The sequence below is a fragment of the Aureicoccus marinus genome (genome assembly GCF_002954325.1).
GTDB classification, from domain to species: Bacteria; Bacteroidota; Bacteroidia; order Flavobacteriales; family Flavobacteriaceae; genus Aureicoccus; species Aureicoccus marinus.
Genome location: NZ_MQVX01000001.1, coordinates 1,129,107 through 1,150,875 on the forward strand (window position 1 = coordinate 1,129,107; position 21,769 = coordinate 1,150,875).

General features: G+C 41.2%; 10 protein-coding genes and 2 pseudogenes. 4 read left to right on the forward strand and 8 right to left on the reverse strand.

Annotation, left to right across the window (positions count from 1 at the left end):
* The 6 genes from BST99_RS05285 to BST99_RS05305 all read right to left on the reverse strand — a co-directional run.
* The coding region (locus tag BST99_RS05285) for a PKD domain-containing protein (protein WP_105000870.1) at positions 1–7,606 on the reverse strand (7,606 nt) is incomplete at its 3' end.
* 205 nt (positions 7,607–7,811) lie between these two features.
* The gene (locus BST99_RS14585; protein ID WP_245916189.1) at positions 7,812–8,738 is read right to left on the reverse strand and encodes a CpsD/CapB family tyrosine-protein kinase; all 927 of its coding nucleotides are present in this window, start codon (positions 8,736–8,738) and stop codon (positions 7,812–7,814) included.
* Entirely contained in the window at positions 8,735–10,180 is a 1,446-nt protein-coding gene (locus tag BST99_RS14590; RefSeq protein WP_245916190.1) for a GumC family protein, read from the reverse strand. The genes BST99_RS14585 and BST99_RS14590 overlap by 4 nt, the downstream gene beginning before the upstream one ends.
* Before the next feature lie 10 nt (positions 10,181–10,190).
* The gene (locus tag BST99_RS05295) at positions 10,191–10,955 is read right to left on the reverse strand and encodes a polysaccharide biosynthesis/export family protein (RefSeq protein WP_105000871.1); all 765 of its coding nucleotides are present in this window, start codon (positions 10,953–10,955) and stop codon (positions 10,191–10,193) included.
* Between the two features lie 4 nt (positions 10,956–10,959).
* On the reverse strand, positions 10,960–12,927 hold the full coding sequence (locus tag BST99_RS05300) for a polysaccharide biosynthesis protein (RefSeq protein ID WP_105000872.1): 1,968 nt from the start codon (positions 12,925–12,927) through the stop codon (positions 10,960–10,962).
* Positions 12,924–14,054 carry a DegT/DnrJ/EryC1/StrS family aminotransferase gene (locus tag BST99_RS05305; protein WP_317046116.1) on the reverse strand — a complete coding sequence of 377 codons (1,131 nt, stop codon included), beginning with the start codon at positions 14,052–14,054 and terminating at the stop codon, positions 12,924–12,926. Before BST99_RS05305 ends, BST99_RS05300 begins: the two co-directional genes overlap by 4 nt.
* 193 nt (positions 14,055–14,247) lie before the next feature.
* Between BST99_RS05305 and BST99_RS05310 the strand changes: the two are divergent.
* Positions 14,248–15,644 (forward strand): annotated as a pseudogene (locus BST99_RS05310) (nucleotide sugar dehydrogenase).
* An 83-nt stretch (positions 15,645–15,727) separates the two neighbouring features.
* On the forward strand, positions 15,728–16,771 hold the full coding sequence (locus tag BST99_RS05315; protein ID WP_105000873.1) for an NAD-dependent epimerase/dehydratase family protein: 1,044 nt from the start codon (positions 15,728–15,730) through the stop codon (positions 16,769–16,771).
* Between the two features lie 4 nt (positions 16,772–16,775).
* Here BST99_RS05315 and BST99_RS05320 read toward each other — a convergent pair whose 3' ends face one another.
* Positions 16,776–17,852, reverse strand: coding sequence for a hypothetical protein (locus BST99_RS05320; RefSeq protein ID WP_105000874.1), 1,077 nt, complete (start codon positions 17,850–17,852; stop codon positions 16,776–16,778).
* Between the two features lie 12 nt (positions 17,853–17,864).
* Positions 17,865–19,301, reverse strand: coding sequence for an MBOAT family O-acyltransferase (locus tag BST99_RS05325; RefSeq protein WP_105000875.1), 1,437 nt, complete (start codon positions 19,299–19,301; stop codon positions 17,865–17,867).
* Positions 19,302–19,541: 240 nt separating this feature from the next.
* Here BST99_RS05325 and gmd point away from each other — a divergent pair.
* Together gmd and BST99_RS05335 are read left to right on the forward strand one after the other, a co-directional pair.
* A pseudogene (gene gmd, locus BST99_RS05330) lies at positions 19,542–20,653 on the forward strand (GDP-mannose 4,6-dehydratase).
* Positions 20,653–21,741: a GDP-L-fucose synthase family protein gene (locus BST99_RS05335; protein ID WP_105000876.1), complete on the forward strand. Its 1,089-nt coding sequence runs from the start codon at positions 20,653–20,655 to the stop codon at positions 21,739–21,741. Before gmd ends, BST99_RS05335 begins: the two are co-directional and overlap by 1 nt.
* The last annotated feature ends 28 nt before the right edge of the window (positions 21,742–21,769 follow it).

Genomic DNA, 21,769 nt, shown 5'->3' on the forward strand with positions numbered 1-21,769 from the left:
TCACCGTCAAAGAAACCGTGTACACACCTCCAGTAGTGAAGGTATAAGTTGGATTCGCCTCAGTAGACATATCACCAGTTCCGAAATCCCAGGCATAACTCACAATATCATTGTTGTCATCCGTAGATCCACTTCCTGTGAAATTAACCTCTAAGGCTTCGTTCCCAGAAGTCACATCCGCCGTTGCAATGGCAACAGGAGCTCCATTTACAGTGATTTCAAGAGTTGCGGTATCTGTAAGGCCTTGACCATCTTCAACTGTTAAACTGACCGTATAAACTCCTCCAGAAAGAAAGGTATAAGTAGGGTCCTGTTCCACAGAAGTATCTCCAGTACCAAAGTCCCATGCGTAACTAATAATGTTATTGGGTTTATCGTCAAAGGAATTGCTCCCAGTAAATGATACTTCCAAAGGTGCGTTACCCGCAGTTATATTAGTCTCTGCAACTGATGTAGGTGGTAAGGGCTCTTGAACTTCTATGGTAAGAATATCCGTATCTGTATTTCCATCACCATCAATGACAGTTAAACTAACTTCGTAAGTACCAGAGCTATTAAACACATAAGTCGGGTTCGCCTCCGTACTGGTATTTCCATCCTGGAAATCCCATAAATAGCCCGTAACCGCAATATCGTCAAATGAATTACTGCCCACGAAATTAACGCTTAAAGGAGAATTACCTGTGGTAATATCTGATTCAGCAACAGCAAATAAGGATTGACCTAGAGAACCAACAAACCAGGTAAAATCGACCGTATCACTTAAATCTGAATCATCTGTGACCGTTACTTGGACATTATAGGGGCTATTGTCTGCTGCACCTCCACTACTTCCAGTAAAATTAGATTCGGGAAGAGCGTCTAACTTGGCTTCAGTATTAAAGTCACCTGCTTGAGTAACCTTATAGAGTACCATTTTATCAATGATATGCCCACTACTCCTTTCAGAAACAATGAATTCATATACACCAGGATTCTTAAACCAAACAAAAACACTGTGATCATCCCCATCACTGACCTTGGACTCCCACTCGTATACTTCAGGCTGACCGCCAGTCCTGTATACCTTAAAATATCCATTACTACCAAGGCCAAGAGGTAAGGTACCTCCCATGTCCGTCGTTATGTTATTTCCTAAACCACTACCTTTTGGATAACACAAATCATCATAAATATCATTTTCGATGATATTGGTATAAATCGATTCGTTTGAAGTTGTAAATCCATCGTATCCAAAGAAAACAACATTAGAATCATTCGGAAATTTCAACCAACTATCGTTGTTTTCAGCAGCCAAATTACCCGTATACAGATTTCGCCAGTTAAACCTGTAAACACCTGTGTTCGTAATGTTGATTTTGTAAGTCAATTGTCCTCCGCCTAAAGGATTTCCAAAGTGCTGAGAATCCGGAGTAATTCCTACAGCACCTCCAACCGTTGTTAAGCTCCACCCTCCGACCAAATTGGCGCTTTCCGCTTCAATTAATAGGTAACCATTCTCTTCCTGAAAAATCTTATCACCTTGATTCGCTACTTCAATAGTACCTGTAATCAAGCCAGAATTTTCATCAATAGTTAATGTTGGTGGTAAATTGGTTGCTTCGTAAGTCAATGAAACACCGTTATCTGTTGCATCAATCTGCAGAGAAACGCTATCTCCTTCTGTATTGGTCTGATTTCCAGGATTGGTAACTATAGGCGGTACATCATTATTTGAAAGATTAATAGCTACACTATCATTTAAACCATAATAAATGGTCAAAACGGCATTTCTACCTTCCCCTGTTCCGGTTAGATTTACCTCAATGGTGTGCAAGTCATCCTGTTTCAACAGCACACTAGTTAATTCACCGGTACTTATTGAATAATCAGCTGCATTGACTCCAGTTATTTCCATGCGGTCAATCCAGGTTCCGGTATTTCCATTTACAATACTAATCTGAAATGAACTAGTTGAGTTATCGGCGACAAAAACGCCAGCTGGTGCTTCTATAACACTGCCTTGAAGGGCAGCTCCATTCGCATTGTCCGTTCCAAAGAACTCCATGTTCTTCTGGTTACCACCTCCGCGGCTTGGTGATCCGGCCAAAACATAAATACCATCTCCCGAAACAATAGCCTGGGTCCCGTGACGTTCAAAATTCATATCAGGCAATCTTGTCCAGCTTTCGGTTGCAGGGTCATACTGCTCTGTAATTTTCAGGGCATCGTTTACTACCACGCCATAGACCAGTTCATTCTTTACTTCACCACCTATAACGACCAAACGGTTGTTGAAATTAGCCACTGCTGTACCAGCACGAGGAGTAGGAATATTGTCTTCTGCTGGGAGTGTACTCCAAGTTGCATTAGTAATATTGTACACATCAACTTCAGGAATAACCGGAGCAAATACCCCTCCCGTTCCACCAGAAGTCCTCCCTGAGGCCACATAGATCTTATCATCAATAAGTACTGCCCCAAAGTGATCTCTTGCTCTCGGTGCATCAGCCAAGACAGTCCATGTACCCGTTTTAGGATCGTATTCGTCCAAATAAGGAACGGCTCCACCATCGTGCCCAACCGTATTCCCAGCAACAACATAAAACTTGTCATTATACATTACCAATCCTGCCGAACCTCTTCTTCTGGCTGTTGGAATCTCAGGGCCTTGAATCCAATTTTGATTCACAGGATCAAACAACCAAATATATTCTGCAGGGGCTTCCGTCGGAAAATTATTGTCCTTGAAAGCACCAATAATCCATATATAGCCCTGGTAGGTAACCGCTTGGTAGTGATTAAATTCGAATGGCGCAGAGTTGGACAATGTTTGCCAGGTATTGCTCGAGTAGTCATAGATATCAATATTTGTAGCCGACTCTCTACCTCCCATTAAATAAAACTTGTCACCAGCTTGCACAAACGAACACTCGTGTCGAGCACTATAGTTTAAATCTTCATCCTTTTCTGTCCAAGAACTTGCTATTTCCCAAATAAATTCAATACTTGATGGCGCAGACCCTTCTTTCAATACCGTGACCTTTACCGGATGCTGTCCGTCATTTGCTGGCCCACCAGTACTAGCAGATTCCGCAATTGTACCGGAGATCTCGCCAGTATTGGGATCAATACTTAGGCCTTCCGGCAATCCTAAGGCGAAATAGACAAAACTTTCCATAACATCACCCCCTGTAGCATTGATCTGCAAGGAAATGAAATTATTTACATCATTAAGCTGATTACCCGGATTATTCAAGACGACTGGATCAAGAGCCGAGTCTATTCGGTAAATTTCAATTGCATTAATCAAAGGGTTTTGTGTGACCCTTCCGAAGCCTATGTCAAGGACACCATCAACCACATCGACAGGTAAAGAGATCATACCTCCGGTCAAATGCCCAAATTCTTGGACAATATCGAAATTATCTCTCGATACGGCACCTTCTAACAAAATATCAAATACCCGGTCTCCAATTTGATTGGTACCTTCAAAGAAATTGGCAAAATATAAGTTTACTACAAAAGAACCATTGGCTATGGGAATCTCGTAGGCCATGTCATCTCCAGAGGCAATATCATACCGCTCTTGCGCAAAGAGCATGTCAAAGGCTGTCTGATCAATGTAGGCAGGCATGGACGCCTGATCACGATTCGCAAAATCTATTGTAATTGGATCCACTCGTCCTGTATTCACGGTAAATCCATTTCCTACCTGTGCTCCCTCGGTCGCATTGTCCTCCCAATTTGCGCCTAGGTTAGGGGTGTTGAATGAGATTCCACCAGCGTTAATACGGAAATCAGATGTATCATTGATGTTCCAAAGAAATTGAATGGACGCTCCATCGTCATTGAATCCGTCACTGTCTTCCACATTAATTGTAACTAGATAAGGACTGTTATCAGCCGCATTAAGTGCAATTGTGCCGGTGAACAAACCATTAGTAGGTTCAATAGTTAGTCCTGGTGGGAGGTTTAGCGCATCATAACTTAAGTTACCATCGCCACCAAAGGCTTGTACTGCCAATCCATTATTAATTTGGGTACCTGGCTCGTTGATCTGATCAGCGATTTGTTTGAGATAGATGGGGGTGTCGAAGTCTGGTACATCCAAAATCTCTATAGCATTAACCATCGGATTCTCAATCACTCCATGAATAAATTCAATATTTATTTCGGAATCATTTACTTTAATAATATGTGAAAAAACGCCACCGTTAAAACTCCCGAAAGACTCAGCAAGGTCGATATCATTCAAAAGTGGCAAGGTGATTCCTTCGATCTGGACATCAAAGATACGCTGCCCTATCTGGGAATCCGCTATAAATCCTTCTCCCATATAAAGTCTTATCTCATAGTTACCTGACATGGCAACGGGGAAAGCATAACTCATATTTGGAGTACCGGCACTATCGTCAAAGCGCTCTGTTGTAAATAGACCTAATGGCACACTGCCCACATTGACCGAAGGGTCTAGGGCATTAACGCTTCCAGAAAAAACTCGGTTAGAGGCCGCTTCGTTCAAGTAAATTGATGGACTTAGATCAGTATCTTCATCCCAATTAAGCAATCCATCTATAGCGGTAACCTCCGGACCTCCAGCATTCACACGGTAAAGAACTATTGGCCCATTATTAATGGAAATTGTAAAGGTTTCATCAACAAAAAATCCACCTTGATCAATTGCCCGAATTGTTAAATCCGTTGATTCAATAAGATTAGGTAATGCAATATCCAATTGACTACTTGTAATGACCGGAGTGAAATTTGCATTGGTATTGTTCTGAACAGAATAGGTCAGATTCGCTACTCCATCATTATCATCAAAATAGTTTGAAAGATCAAGTATCTCTTGTGTTTCGCCAAGAGGTCTTTCAATATCAGGAATACTCTGAACAACAAAAGGCTCTTCAAAAAGAACATTTAGGAAATCCCAAGTTCCTTCCAATTCGACACCAGAGACGCCAGAAGTCCCTATCAATCCAACCGCTAAATCCTTAGTAGACTGCTGTATAGCTTCCAAAATAGTGCCTTGCGCCGTTATGGTACCTACAGTTACTTTAGCCCCACCGTCAATGCTGTATTGACAAGTTACATCTCCGGTAGATGGCTCAATTAGAAAATAAAATCGAATCCCACCTGTCGTAGCTGGTCGATCCGACTCGAGGAGTGTTGAAGTTATAGGGGCTTGAGGTATGTCATTAATTTCCTGAATCATTTCGAACCCGTCTACATTAACAGTAAATTTAATGTAGTTAGATTGTGTCCCGTCTCCAATAAAGAATCCCAATTCACCACCAACGGCGGCGGTATTGCCATATAATCGAAGGCCTCCAGTGAATCCAACCATGCCGCCAACTACAGAATAAGAACCAACAGAAGCTTCTGATTGTACGCCATACTGGTAACCCTTTTCCTGTGTGTTGGTTACGCCCAGCGCTGTTCCAGAAGTCATGTGGGAAGTCATTAGTCCTGGCGCACCACCTAGAACATCATTCGGATTTGGATCAGTTGGATCATCACGTCGATCTAACCAGTTAATCCAGTTCTCATTAGTGTCTCCATTATTCATCAATCCTGTCATGCCAAGGCCAAAGATTCCACCCAATTGCTGTTGATCATTGAACAAATCATTACTGACAGGAATAGGAAAGGCATCGCTGCCACTTGTTGTTGGATCTCCTAATTGAAAAGGATCAGCACTGTCTACAATGCCATCAAAATCGTCATCATTATCCAACAAATCAGAAACCAGAATTCCACCGGCAGCCTTATCAAAATCAGATGGTTGTGATCCACCATTACAGAGATCAGTTCCATTTTGATCCTCATCGTCATTAGTATATCCATCTGAATCATTATCAGCACTGGGGTCATAGTCCATTTCACCTGGAAGAATGCACACTACAAAATCCTGGGGTTCAAATACAATCAAGTCTCCACCTAAGGTTCCCGCCCAGATGGTACCCGGAAAAATTTCCGTATCCGAATTACAAGTAATAGCTAGTGCATTACCTCCAAGACCAGAGAAAAATTCCGCAGTAAAGTTGGCAACACTCCCGTCGGGATTAAGTTCAACTCTTCTCAATACACCACTATTTACCCCAGCAATTAAGTTGCCCTGCATTTGACCTGCAAAGTTGGTCGCTGTATATTCATCAATTCCGTTTGTATTGGTCCCCCAAACCAAAACAGGACTGTTATCCGGACCGTCAGGATTAGGTGTCGTAGGACCTCGCCAATCTCCTTCATCTGGATTGGCCGTATTGACCGGTGGCCAATTGGCTGGTAGGCCTAAAGTAACATCGGTGGTGGAGTTCGGTGAACTTCCATCAGGATCATATATTAAGGTTCTCCATACACTGTTTGTATCATTGACTGTATACAAACCGGCACCCGATGGGTTTGCCCGTACTGGATTCGGGTGACCCGCATAATAACTACCAAAAGTATAGCTACTAAGGTCAGTGGTAATCAGTTCTAAATGATCTTGATTTAAAATTCTTTCCCCATCAGGAGCTTGAGTAGCGAATGTGCTCCCTGTCTCGTTAGGGTCATAATCATTATTCGCATTAACTGTACCCTCATTTACCGGGAAACCTCCCCAGCCTCCATTGGCGCCATTATCTGTTGCGTAAACTGCACCGCTCTCCGTAACGACAAGGTCATATGCATTTCTAAATCCCGGCGAAAAAACCTGGACGGGGCCTGCAGGATCAATGATTGCCATATTTAAACCATCATTTCCTCCCCAAGGGTCATTTAAATCTTCTCCAGTGTATCCTGGGTCATTAGGATCTATAATACCGTTCGAATTGGGCCGTGTAGGATCATCGAGGGTAGGAAGATCATAAATATATTGTCTCCCGCTATCGGTCAATATTGGCAGGCTATTGATCTCATCTAAATTAACCGATAAAATCGCACCGGATAATGCGTATTCACATGTGAAAACGAAATTTGTAGATGGTGAACCCGCATTAGTAATCCCCCCAGAAGTTACTAACAAATAATTTACCCCGTTAATTTGCGCGTATTCCAAACCATTTGTTGCATGGTTTTCTTCAGAACGAGGCAAACCTCTAACCAAATCCACAACATCCCATGCCGAACCAGTCCAGGTGAATCTTGTAATAACTCCAGAATTCGTATCCAATCCTACATCACCATTACCTCCTGCGGGTCCAGATCCAATTCTAAAATCACTAGATGTTACATATATAATTGGGTTTGTAGCAGTCCCGGCTACTGTCAGTCCGGTAGTTTCCCGCTCCAAACTGCTAAAACCAGACCCATCATCATTATGGTCTTCCATAGTTTGGATACCATTCAATTCCTCAACTGCTGTAACCGTATAACTGGTAGATGATTGGCGCTCAATAGTGAATATTTTGATTAATCCATGGTATTCAGCCACATAAAGACGTCCATCAGGACCAAACATGATTGAAGTAAATCCATTGGTACTTTCACCTATTCCATTAAAATTGAGCGTAGATTGGTCAAAATTAACCTGTGCATTAGCTTGGTAAAAACCAAAAGCTAGCAATAATCCGTAAAGAAGCAAATTCTTCTTTACAACTTGTACCATACTGCGCGCTATTGGATTTAAGAATTGCTGATTCATAACAGTAATCTGGGGTTTAATTTTTGAGCCTAAAGATAGGGCAATGACTTAATTACAAGCGTACTTGTAGCTTTTAAATCGTCAAAATAAACACGAATATCGACGAGAAGTCTTTTCCCAGGATTTATGGGAATTTGGTCATATCTACGCAAAAAAAGCCCGTTAATCAATTAACCGGCTTTTTAAACTTCTCAAAATTTACTTCTTAAAACTTCCACCATCTTTTCTTGGTCTGCCCATACCCGTATCCATACAAACCTCCATAGCCCAAATTGGCACCTGAAACATCATTTACAACAAATGCCAGTCCTTTGATTTTCTTCTCTTCCTGAAGTTTAATCGGGAACTCAATTGCCTTTTTCTCCGTAACGCGAGCTCTAGTCACATAAATGAGATGATCAGCATATTCCGATATTAGCAGGGTATCAGTAACCACCATTAGAGGTGCAGTGTCTACAATGACATAATCGTAATCCCTACTCAATTCGGTCATTACCTTACTAACCTTGGGACTGAGCAATAACTCTGCAGGGTTTGGAGGAATTCGACCAGAGTAAATGATGTCCAGTTCTATATTGTTTAAACTTATTTTACGCTTCAATGCTTCGAGATCTCGATCATCTGAAAAGAGATAGTCTGTAAATCCGAGCACACGCTTCTTGCCATCACCATGATCGCCAACAGATTTACTCAAGAATTTTCCTTTGTCCTGTTTAAAAAAATCACGGATCTTCGGATTTCTAATATCTGCACCTAAAAGAACAACCTTTTTACCTGCACTGGCCAAGATCATTGCAAGATTTGAAGAAACGAACGTCTTCCCTTCTCCTGAAATACTGGAAGTAACAAAAACCACATTGTTCTTTTTTCCTTCAGGTCTATTGGTTTTTATTAAATAATCCAGATTTGTTCTCAATATTCTTAAGGACTCTGATAACACACTGCGATCATCGGTAATCAGTTGTTTTAACTGTCTTCTGGTTAACTTTGGTAATTCGCCCAAGACAGGGACATCCTTAGTGATCTTTTCTAAAGTCCTCATGTTGTAGACTTTATTATCCAAAATGTCTTGTGCATAGATAATGCTAAAGGGAATGGCAATACCTAGCACAACGGCCATCAAATAGATCATCTTCGTCCTAGGCGAAACTGGTATTCTTGAAACCAGATAAGCATATCAACAACTTTACATTTAGGGTTGGTTGAGGCAACTGCAATTTGCGCCTCTTCCCTTTTTTGAAGAAGATAGAGATAGAGTGATTCGGTCGTTTGCTGCTTGCGGGTAATATCTCTCAGAGCTCTTTCTTTGATTGGCGCTGAATAAATCCTAGAATTAATTACCGCCTGCTGACCACTCAAACTATTCATGGTTAGAGTAAGATTATCTACCGTAGAATTCAAGCTCGTTTTTAGGTTTCTCTTTAAATCTCTAAGTTGTCCATCAAGATTTACAACGACTGGGTTCTTCTCATTTGAACTTTTAAGTAAACGCTTTCTTTCCTGAACCAATTGGTTATACTGGGCGGTCGTATTGGCAATTGATGGATCAGAAAAACCTAAATTCGAGGGCAAAACTTTGAACCCCGCCTTCTGATCAACATAATCCCGCATATTCGAAGCGATATTCAATTCGTTTTGAACGTTATTCAATTTTTGTCGGTTTTCGGCCCCAACATTCAAATTAATACTGGTTTCCGATGCGAGATCGGCAATCCCTCTTTCTGTACGAAGGTTCTCAGCGGAATCATCTACATCGCTCAAGCTTAACGATATTTCGCTGATTCTATCGTTGATAAAATCTCTTGTTCTATCAGCAACAATTTTCTTATCCCTGATGGCATTATCATTGTACAAGAACACCAATCTATCTAGTACTTGCTTTGCTCTTTCAGGGACAGGATCCTGCAGAGACAAACTAACAATGGACGATTTATCGTCCTCATTGATAACATTCACGCGGTACCTGAAGCTATCAGCTACCGTTTCAACGGGTTGCACTGTAATGTGAATTTTATCTCCTTGATACTCACCAAAAAAATCTGGATTAGGAGTAAGTACAATATTGCCAATCGGGGTACTAATTTTCTTGCCAAAATCATACTTGGAAGCCTTCCCCTCCTCTTCCTCTAAATAAGAATAAGAAGTATCGGAATCTAGACGTATGTAAAAATCGTATGTAGTCTTCTCAATAACCGAGTCCTCAGCGATAAAGTTGATTATTAAAGGCTGTTTTCCATAGAGTGGCTTTTCTTTGAGGTTACCCATCAGTTTCATGCCAACATTAAGTTTCAGTTCTTGAACTATTTCGATGAAATTTGACCTGGATTTTATAAGCTCAATTTCATCAAGAACATTCTGACTTCCAAAGGAAAAAAGATCGCTATCGCCAAATATCTGAACCCCGCCATTATCTTCTTCCTGAATCTGAATTTTAGCGGCTACTAAATATTCAGGAGTCTTATAGCGCACGTAGATTACGGACAATATCAACATAGTGACAACCATCAAGAGAAACCACTGCCAATGCTTGGTATAGTTGGATATAAGTTCCTTAAGATCAAGATTGTCTCCCATAAAAAAGTGATTAATTTCTTGTAATTAGTATAATGGTCGAAGTGATAATGACGGAAATAAGAGAAACAGTAATATTAGCACGGTTATCCAATGATGATGTGCTCACGGCCGACTTATTTGGCTCCACATAAACAATATCATTCTGAGTTAAGTAGTATACTGGCGAATTCATTGCATTTTTCTTCGTCAAGTCAATTCTATTATAAACTTTGGCTCCATCAAAATCCCGTATGACCAATACATTCTCTCTTTTACCCTTTATCGTCAAATCCCCTGCCAATCCCAAAGCTTCCATTATAGTTATCCTTTCACCATTAACGGGATAAGTACCCGGTTTATTGACTTCGCCTAATACGGAAACAGTAAAATTCTTTAATCGGATGTTAATTATAGGATCAACTAGGTAGTCTTTCAATTTTTGCCTTAACAGTACTCGCAGCTCTTCAGGAGATAAACCAACTATTTTCATTTTACCAATTACAGGAAAATCTATCTGCCCGTCTTTGTCAATAATATAATCAACTTGCTCTGGTCTTACTCCGCCTTCGACAGAACCTCGATAGAGGTTAAACGGTTCACTAGCCTCTTTTGACAAAGTAGATATATATATACTGACGACATCGTCTACCTTGAATTTTGTAGTGAAACTACTTTTATCGACAATTGTTTCAAACTGACCTGCGTCTTGAAAATAGACGATATCTTTGCGCGAAGCACAAGAACTCAATAAAAGAACCACGATAAGAAGTAACAGTATAGAATTGGTCTTTCGCATCTAGCTAGGTTTTAGAGGATTCCGACGCAGGTTTCGTATCTGGTTCAGAATCAGCATTTGTCCCAATATTACTGCTTTTTTTAGTCTTGTCCAACTGACTAAAGGAGGAGTTATTCGAAATATATTCAGGGACAATTCCCTTCATCAATTCAACGATTTTTTCAGGCTCAAAATAAATGGAATTTGCTGCACATAGCTCCTCGATACCTTTACGAATTGAAGCGTAATCGAGCTCCCTTACCTTGCTAATCATGATTTTCTCGTTGTAAGTCGGCAGGGTATTCTCACCATTGGCTAAAAGCTCTTCGTACAGTTTTTCTCCAGGACGTAAGCCGGTAATCTCTATATTGATGTCTTCTGGATAACGCAATCCTGAGAGTTTGATCATATTTTTGGCCAAATCGTAAATTTTTACGGATTCACCCATATCAAAAAGGAATATCTCACCTCCTTTTCCCATGCACGCCGCTTCCAAGACCAATTGAGATGCCTCCGGGATGGTCATGAAATAACGGGTAATATCCTTGTGTGTTACGGTTAAAGGACCACCCTTTTCAATTTGCTTTCTAAAAAGAGGGATTACCGATCCATTCGATCCGAGCACATTACCGAATCGGGTAGTGATGAATTTGGTCTTGCCTTCTTGGTGTTTACAACTGATGTACATTTCGGCAATCCTTTTGGTCGCCCCCATCACATTGGTTGGGTTGACAGCCTTGTCTGTAGAAATAAAAACAAATTTCTCTACGCCATAATCCTGCGCTAGATCCGCTATGTTGCGAGTGCCCTGAATGTTGATCCGCACAGCTTCATACGCATTGTACTCCATAAGAGGCACGTGCTTGTAGGCGGCTGCATGATAGACCATATCCGGCGAAAATTCCTCAAAATACTGAGTCATTCGCTTTTTGTCGCGCACATCGGCTACGAAGGGTACAAAGTTGTGGTAACCCTGTTGTTTAAGCTCCTGTTGCAAATCGTACAAGGCAGATTCCGCTTGGTCAATAATTATAAGGCGATGATAGTCGTACTTACAGATCTGGCGAACAATCTCACTACCAATTGAACCAGCACCCCCAGTTACCATAATGGTTTTGCCTGATAGTTGCTCAGAAACTTTAGACTTTTTGATGTGGATCGGTGTTCGGTTCAAGAGGTCCTCAATCTGAACTTGCTTGATCTGAGAAACCTTAAACTCTCCATCGATCCAAATTTCAACTGGCGGAACCTTTTTGACCTTGACCGGGTATTCGATCAAACCATCCAGCATTTCTCGAAGTTTGTTCGGCTCTACATTGTGAATAGCAAAAATGATTTCTCGAATATCATTTTTAGCGAGAAAGAAGTCGTTGAGTACCCGACGATCAAAGACGCGGACGCCGTTGATCTTCTTACCTATTTTCTTTTTATCGTCATCGATAAAGCCAACCACTTTGGAAGAACTGTAGCTGTGATTACTCAGAGCATTGTAGGTCAAAATACCCGATTGACCAGCACCGTATATCAAAATATTCTTGGTGCGCTTGAATTGACTGGTCAGAGAAGCATAAGAGGTTTTAAAAACGTAACGCGAGGCGGTCAAGATCACAAAACTGATCAGACTGTGGATAATAATAACGCCTAGTGGAATAGCGAATCCACTCAAAAATCCCCCCCAGCGAACGATCATTACAAAAAAGATCATCAAAATGCTCGACAGACAGATTGCATTGAAAATATTGTAGATATCCTTTGCTCCCGTATGCCTGATCACACTTTTATAGGATCCAGTAATCAGGAAAGCCCCTAAGCCCAATAAAGAAACGACAGGCAATTGCTTGAACATCATTTGCACGTCAAAATCAAAACTCAGGTTATCACTTACCAAGTAAGATAAGACAAAAGAAACGCCAATAATTGCAACATCAATAGCCAGCACCAACCATTTGGAGGCGTAGCGATGTGAAATGCTGATTAGGTAGCTTTTAATCACGATTTCATAATTTTGTGGATTTGGTTCAAAACACGATCCAAATCCTGTTCGGTTAAGTTAGAACCACTGGGAAGACAAAGGCCGCGATCAAAGATGCCCTCAGCGGCTTCACCTCCGTAGTACTGGTTCTTCTGGAAGACGGGTTGTAAGTGCATAGGCTTCCACATGGGCCGAGATTCTATGTTCTCTTCCCACAAGCCCAGGCGTATTTTTTCTCTTATTTCAAAAGAAGGAGTCATGATAGTGCTTAGCCATCGGTTACTGAAGTAGCCTTCCGGTTCTTCTAAAAAATCAATTTCCTCGTATTTGGCCAATTCTTCCTTATAAGAGGTATAATTCTTTCGACGAGACGCTACTCTATCGGCTAAAACTTCCATCTGCCCTCGACCAATTCCGGCCAAAATATTGCTCATTCTGTAGTTGTATCCTATATCAGAGTGTTGGTAATGAGGAGCTTCATCACGGGCCTGGGTCGCCAGATAGATCGCTCTTTTCTTGTGCTCTTCCGAACGGCAAACCAGGGCACCCCCACCAGAGGTCGTAATTATCTTGTTTCCGTTGAAGGAGAGAATTGCGATATCGCCAAAACTTCCACAAGGAACACCATCGATATGACTTCCTAAGGACTCCGCGCTATCTTCTAAAACCGGAATGTCATATCGCTGAGCGATTTGGGTGATCCGGTCATTTTGATAGGGCATACCATATAAATGAACCGCGACAATGGCCTTGGGTTTTACACCTGCCTTGATTCGGGATTCAATCGCCATTTCTAAGGCCACCGGATCCATATTGTAGGTTTCCCACTCACTATCGACAAAAACGGGGGATGCCCCCAAATAAACGATAGGGTTGGCTGAAGCCGAGAAGGTCAGGCTTTGGCACAAAACTTCATCCCCTGCTCCTACGCCTAGAATTTCAAGACCAAGATGAAGGGCCGCAGTTCCGGAACTAAGGGCGGCAATCTGCCTTTTTTCTTGATAATGAGAAGAAATAGCGGCTTCAAAAGCATTGACATTGGGTCCCAAAGGGGCTATCCAATTCTCAGCAAAAGCCGAATGAATATAGTCTAGCTCGGTGCCGCTCATGTGCGGAGAGGACAACCAGATGCGATCCTTGTTGCTCAATTTTCAGTTTGATTTGGAGTTATTCGTGCATAAAAATAGGTGAATTGATACGAGACTGAGTTATATATCGTTTAAGCTTTTAAATTATCGATCAAAGGAGGATATTCTCTGTAAAAATTACCTCTTAACAAGAATCACTTGAATAAAAATGGCGTTAATTTGCCACATTCTTTTAACCTAAATCAAAGCACACATGAAAACCATCCGTGAAATCTGCTGTATTGGAGCAGGCTATGTAGGTGGTCCTACCATGGCGGTTATCGCAAAAATGTGCCCGGAAATTCGGGTAACCGTTGTTGACATCAATCCAGACCGCATCGCAAAATGGAATGACGAAGACTTGGACAAACTTCCAGTATACGAACCTGGACTTGCCGAGATCGTTGGGGAAACCCGAGGAAAAAATCTCTTTTTCTCCACCGACGTAGATGGCGGTATTGACCGAGCTGATATCATCTTTATTTCGGTAAATACGCCGACGAAAACCTATGGTAAAGGAAAAGGCCAAGCAGCCGACCTTAAAAATATCGAGCTCTGTGCGCGAAACATCGCACGAGTAGCCAAGGAAGACAAAATTGTCGTCGAAAAATCAACGCTGCCTGTTAGAACAGCCGAGGCCCTGAAGAGCATCTTGCACAACACCGGAAACGGAGTAAAGTTCGAGATTCTGTCGAATCCTGAGTTTTTAGCTGAAGGCACAGCTATTGAAGACTTACTCCATGCCGATCGCGTCCTCATTGGAGGTGATGAGACCCCAAGTGGTCAAACAGCAAAGGATGCCTTGAGCAGCATTTATGAGCACTGGTTACCTAAAGAAAGAGTTCTTCAGACCAATGTATGGTCATCTGAGCTGTCTAAACTTGTGGCTAACGCTTTCTTAGCACAACGTGTCTCGTCCATCAACTCAATCTCCGCTTTGTGCGAGCGTACCGACGCCAATGTAGATGAGGTTTCACGAGCGATTGGGTTCGACAGCCGTATTGGCCCTAAATTCCTGAAGTCCTCTGTTGGTTTTGGCGGATCTTGTTTCCAAAAAGACATCCTCAACTTGGTTTACATCGCTAAAAGCTTTGGCCTGCAAGAGGTTTCAGAGTACTGGGAGCAGGTAATCATTATGAACGATTACCAGAAAAGACGCTTTGCAGACAACATTGTCTCGACCCTCTACAATACCATTTCTGGGAAAAAAATCGTATTCTATGGTTGGGCCTTTAAAAAAGACACCAACGATACCCGGGAGTCCGCCGCTATTTATGTAGCCGATGCCCTCTTGGACGAAAACGCACATTTGGTGGTCTATGATCCGAAAGTTCCAGCAGACCAGATTTATGCCGACCTGGACTACCTAGCACTCGTTCACCGGAAGACAATAGAAGGTTATTAACGGTTGTAAATGATCCCATGGAAGCTTCTCAAAACGCTCATGCCATTGCCGTATTGACCGAATGGGACGAATTCAAGAATTACGATTGGGCCAGCATTTACGAGAAAATGCTCAAACCGGCCTTTGTTTTTGACGGACGTCGGATCCTAGACAACAAAAAGATGGAGGATATTGGATTCAAGTTCTACAAGATCGGAGAATCCTAATTTTACGCTCCACCCATTTCAAAACCGGCTCTTTTAGGACCGGTTTTTTATTCTACCTTTGCCACTACCAGAATAAAAACACCTTGAAAATACTTGTTACCGGAGCCGCAGGTTTTATAGGATTTCACCTTTGTCAGGCCCTACTAGAAAACGGTCATGACGTAGTTGGTCTTGATAACATCAACGGATATTACGACGTCAAATTAAAATTTGCACGCCTGGAGGAATTGGGTATCTCGCAAATCGATGCGACTCCCTTCAATATTCGATGCGAAAGCAGCAAATACGGGGCGCAGTTCAACTTTGTTCGTATGCACCTGGAAGACCGAGAAAAGCTCCCCAAGCTCTTTCGAAAAGAAAAGTTTGAACGGGTATGCAACCTCGCTGCCCAGGCCGGAGTTCGATTTAGTATTGAAAATCCGGAGCCCTATATCGACAGTAATGTCGTCGGTTTTTTGAATTTACTGGAATGCTGCCGAAATTTTGACATACAACACTTGGTTTATGCCAGTAGCTCTAGTGTTTATGGTTTAAGTGACGAAATCCCCTTCAGTACCCAACATAAAACCGAGCAGCCGATAAGCCTATACGCCGCCACCAAAAAGAGTAACGAGTTAATGGCCCATACCTACAGCCATCTCTTTTCCTTGCCTACGACTGGCTTACGGTTTTTTACGGTCTATGGCCCTTGGGGAAGACCGGATATGGCTTACTTCTTATTTGCTGATTCGATTCAACGCGATAAACCCATTAAAGTCTTTAACGACGGACTCATGGAGCGGGATTTTACTTATGTCGGAGATATCGTAAAAGGAGTTCAATTGGTTCTGGAATCCGACACCCGAGAAAGAGAAGACAAAAGAGAGTTCTATCGCCTGTATAATATCGGAAAGAACAAGGCCGAAAAGCTGCTTGATTTTATCGAAATCATTGAAAATAAGATGGGAAAGACCGCCGAAAAAGTTCTCTTGCCTATTCAACCGGGCGATGTTCTCAAGACTTGGGCGGATACTACTGAATTGAACAAAGACTATGGGTACAGTCCAAAAACACCAATAAAAATTGGCTTAGAACAATTTGTCAATTGGTACAAATGGTATTACGGCTTGGATCAGAATCCTGCTTAATATTTTATTTGCCCAACTTTCTAGCCAAGATAAACTCCGAATAAATCTGGGTAAGAAGGGTGGCCCCATCGGCACTAACATGGTCTACATCACTCCAATACCTTTTATCATTGAGAAACCGGTACGACGGAAGTGCAATTGGATTCTCCATGTCAGTAGAACTCTTTCGAAAAAACCGTCTACGGTAATTGACATTATCCGATGTCATGGCATCTATAAGAAGTGGTATGTAAATTTTGCTAAATTCTATTTCTTGGATTTTACTTTTCTCTTGCGCTTTGCTAATAAATTTCTCCTGAGAAACGACATTGCGAAAAAAGTTACTTTTTAAAAATACTTGATCAATAAATTGCCTCTTCCCTAAAACAAGTCTTAGCGGACCTTTTCCAGCTTTTTCCTTTTGATAAGTGTAATCATTCAAATACAGATTATAATATTCATCATTGCGAAGCACCTCTCCACTACTATATTCTAAATAAACGGTTTGAGAAATAATTCCGGGAGCGGGTATAAAACCATAAGATTTCTCAATAAAATCAAGCTGTTCCGGTGTCAAATTCCAATCTCCTTGAAACAAAGAAAAACTTATATATTCTAAAGAAAGCTTTACTCGTTTAAAAAAGTAATGAATAAAACTACCGTTCAGGGCTTGCCCTCGAGCAACAAGTTCTTTGGGTTTATAAAGTAATGGACTCAATTTGTGTAAACCCGTAAAAGGCACCTTGCCTTTTAACCAAAGAACTTCCTTTGGTTTTAAGGCTTGAATTTTCTCAAAAAAATACAGATTTAAATCATTGCCATTGTGGGGAACCGCCATATTAAGAGTAGGAATTCCGGCTCTACTTAAGATTGAATCATTGATGCCGCCCTGTATCAAGGAAGAACCCAACAGGACTAGTTTACCCTCCACATTTTCAGGTTTACGATTTATGAGATGGAGGTTCCAAGCGACTTTTTTATAGGGTGTTTCAATAGTTTTATAGTATACAAAACGGTCGGAGAATGCCACTGAAGCAAGTCCCGCAGACAAGAGCATAAAGAGAATAGAAATAAATCCGAATCGCACTAAAAATATTTTCATCCGAAAATCACCTTAAAATTGGAAATAAATAAAATCTTGCTGATTGTCCATATGGGCCACTATGAGCAAGGCTAGGACTATATAAAAACTCCATCTAAGCACTCCTGAGACCTTAAGCCCAATATGTTCAATTGCAAATTCCGATTCCCGACCAAACCATTCGATCACCAGAAATAGTCCAATCAATAGTAAAAGAACTCCAGAAAAATCCTGAACCGGGTTGAAGACCGTACGATCAAAAATACCATTCAAATAGCGGAACGCATGATGTACATTCTCCGCCCTAAAGAATACCCAGGCGAGCAAAGTGAGTAAAAAAGTCCCCAACAAATTGAGCACGTCACGCACGGAAATCCGTGATCCTGAACCCCCAATAATATCAATATTCTGGCGATTTCTCTTGGTTAGTAATAAGGGCAGAAAATACAATGCATTAAGACCACCCCATACAATAAAGGTCCAATTCGCTCCATGCCAAAAACCACTTACTAAAAAAATGATGAAAGTATTGCGCAATTTCATCTTCAATCCACCACGACTGCCGCCCAGAGGAATATAAAGATAGTCCCTGAACCAAGTGGATAAAGAGATATGCCACCTCCTCCAAAACTCAGCGATATCTCTGGAGAAATAAGGAAAAGAGAAATTTTTCATTAGGTTAAATCCGAATAACCTCGAGGTACCTATTGCAATATCCGAATAACCGGAAAAATCTCCATAAATCTGAAATGCAAACAAAAAAGCACCCCATATTAAGGTACTACCACTCAAATTATCAGAGTTGTCAAAAATGGGATTGACTAAAGCTGCACATTGATCCGCAATAACGATTTTCTTGAATAACCCCCATAGAATTTGTCGCAAACCATCAACAGCCTTGGAATATTCAAAAACTCTCCGCTCGTAGAATTGTGGAAGTAGGTTTGTCGCTCTTTCAATGGGTCCAGCAACCAATTGAGGGAAAAAGGACACAAAAGCCATAAACCCAATAAAATCCTCTGTCGGCTCTAAATTCCGTTTATAAACATCAATGGTGTAGCTAAGTGTCTGAAAAGTGTAAAAACTAATTCCCACAGGCAAGATAATATTCAATCCAGAGCTTGAAATTTCCTGTCCTAGAAAACTGAACGCCATTACAAAATTATCCAAGAAAAAATTGTAGTACTTAAAGAACCCAAGAAATCCAAGGTTGACAACAATACTAATCCAAATTAAAAGTGTCCTCCTCACGCTCCTTTCCTCATTCGCCAAAAAGCGGCCAATAGAATAGTCTACAATCGTACTGAAAAGAATAAGGGCCAAAAACCTATAGTCCCACCAACCGTAGAACAAATAACTTGCCGCTACAATTAGTAGGTTTTGAGCTTTTAGCTTGTTCTTAAATACAAACCAGTAAAGCCCAAAAACAATTGGCAAGAATACCGCAAAATCCAGTGAGTTAAACAGCATGCTCTTATAAGTGTTTAAGCCAAAACGTCTTTAGATTTAAAATATTTCAAGCTTGGCTAATGGGCAATTTCGACGATAAAGTTAATTCCTCTTTCCGTATTTCTAATTCTTAAATGAAATTTCGAACGTTAGGCGAATAAACTTAGCTTTTTGTGCGGATATCAAACGGATATGAATATTTTTGGTCACAAATAAAAGAATTCTTTAGATACAAACGTTCTTCTGAAAAATCCTTTCACAATGAAAAAAGCGCTTATTACTGGTGCAACCGGCCAAGATGGAGCATATCTCAGTGAATTTCTATTAAAAAAAGGGTATGAAGTACACGGCTTAAAACGCCGGTCATCGCTATTCAATACAGACCGGATTGACCATTTATATGAAGATCCGCATGTAGAAAACCGAAAATTTATTCTGCATTATGGTGACATGACTGATAGCACAAATCTGATTCGTATAGTTCAGGAAATTCAACCAGACGAGATTTATAATCTGGCCGCGATGAGTCATGTAAAGGTTTCTTTTGAAACTCCAGAATATACCGCCAATGCCGATGGTATTGGGACCCTTAGAATATTGGAAGCCGTAAGACTTCTCGGTTTGGAAAAGAAAACCAGAATTTATCAGGCTCCACATCTGAACTTTATGGCAAAGTACAGGAGATTCCACAAACGGAGACGACGCCTTTCTATCCCAGAAGCCCCTATGCTGTTGCCAAAATGTATGCGTATTGGATTACAGTAAACTACCGGGAAGCCTATGGTATATACGCCTGCAATGGAATACTTTTTAACCACGAATCCCCTGTAAGAGGTGAAACTTTTGTTACTAGGAAAATCACTCGTGCGACCTCAAGAATTGCTCTTGGGCTACAGGAAAAATTGTATCTGGGCAACCTAGATGCCCAGCGTGACTGGGGCCATGCCAAGGACTATGTGAGAATGATGTGGATGATTTTACAAGCTGATCAAGCTGAAGACTGGGTAATTGCAACCAATAAAACGACTGCTGTGAGAGACTTTGTACGAATGAGCTTCTCGAAAGTAGGTATCGAATTGGAATTCAGAGGAAAAGATGAAAATGAAAAGGGATATGTCAAGGCCTGTCATAACCCAGAATACCAATTAGAAATCGGTAAAGAAGTGATTGCGGTTGACCCTAAATACTTCCGTCCGACTGAAGTTGACATACTCATAGGAGACGCATCCAAAGCCAAGAATAAGCTGGGCTGGGTACCGGAATACTCTTTGGAGGAACTTGTCGATGACATGATGCAGAGTGATCTCAACTTGATGAAAAAAGACCAGTACTTGAAACATGGAGGTTACCGTATTCTTAATTATTTTGAATAATGGACATATCTTCTCGAATTTATGTTGCCGGGCACCGTGGTCTGGTTGGGAGTGCGATTCTTAAGAACCTAAAAAACAAAGGTTTTCAAAACTTAATCACAAGAGCTCGATCAGAACTTGATCTTACCGACACGCTCGCAGTTAAGGAATTCTTTGAATCGGAAAAACCTGAATTTGTATTTCTTGCAGCAGCAAAAGTTGGTGGCATTGTTGCGAATAACACCTACAGAGCGGACTTTCTTCATGAAAATCTGATGATCCAAAACAATGTAATTAATCAGAGCTATTGCAATGGTGTGAAAAAATTACTCTTTTTGGGTAGTACTTGTATTTATCCCAAAAATTGTCCTCAACCAATGAAAGAGGATTATTTGCTGACAGATGTTCTTGAATACACCAATGAACCGTATGCGATTGCCAAAATCGCCGGGATTAAAATGTGTGAAAATTACAACTTACAGTACGGCACCAATTTTATCTCTGTCATGCCGACAAATCTTTACGGCCCCAATGATAATTTCGACTTAGAAAAGTCTCATGTCCTCCCTGCTCTAATCCGAAAAATGCATTTGGGAAAGGCGCTGGAAGACAAAAACTTTGATGAGCTTCGTATGGATTTCAATCGGTTACCTATTGAAGGAGTAGACGGTAAAGCAGCAGAGGAACAAATTTTAGCAAGCCTTCAGAAATATGGAGTGCATAGGGCTTCCGATGGTGCTGTCAGTATAGAGATTTGGGGTTCTGGGAAACCGATGAGGGAGTTTTTATGGTCAGAAGACATGGCAGATGCGTGCGTCTTTATTATGGAAAACAGAAACTTTAAGGAGATGTACCCCCATGACATTAAAGAAATTAGAAACACTCACATCAATATTGGAACCGGAGAAGACATCTCCATAACCGACTTGGCTCATTTGGTTAGAGACAAAGTCTCTTTTAACGGAGAACTATACTTCAATAACGAAAAACCAGATGGCACGCTAAGAAAACTTACCGATGTAAGTAAATTGAATTCCTTAGGCTGGAAACACACTGTTGAATTGCATGAAGGTGTGGAACAGATGTATAACTGGTACACCAACCAGTAATTCGCCCTAAGGTCAAATGAATTAAAAC